The sequence below is a fragment of the Mycobacterium hackensackense genome, assembly GCF_025822555.1.
GTDB classification, from domain to species: domain Bacteria; phylum Actinomycetota; class Actinomycetes; order Mycobacteriales; family Mycobacteriaceae; genus Mycobacterium; species Mycobacterium fluoranthenivorans.
Genome location: NZ_JACKUC010000013.1, coordinates 1 through 383, shown reverse-complemented (window position 1 = coordinate 383; position 383 = coordinate 1). Strand labels below are relative to the sequence as shown.

Here is a 383-nt window from a genome sequence, read left to right as displayed (position 1 = left end):
GCCCGGGCGTGGCGACCGGATAGGTCTGCGGTGGCTCGGGCACATACGGCGGGTTGCACACGACGACGTCGTAGGGACCGGTCGAGATCGCATGCGTCCATGCACCCTCGAAGACATCGATGTCGACACCTGCTTCGAGTGCGTTGAGCCGGGCGCATTCGACGGCAGCGGGCGAACGGTCGAACGCGCTGGGCCCGGGCGTGGCGACCGGATAGGTCTGCGGTGGCTCGGGCACATACGGCGGGTTGCACACGACGACGTCGTAGGGACCGGTCGAGATCGCATGCGTCCATGCACCCTCGAAGACATCGATGTCGACACCTGCTTCGAGTGCGTTGAGCCGGGCGCATTCGACGGCAGCGGGCGAACGGTCGAACGCGCTG

Annotated in this window: 1 protein-coding gene; it reads right to left on the bottom strand. The window is 67.1% G+C overall.

The window, feature by feature from the left end; genetic code table 11:
• Positions 1–383: methyltransferase (locus tag H7J86_RS00080; RefSeq protein WP_267288614.1), on the bottom strand; the 383-nt coding region annotated here is incomplete at both ends.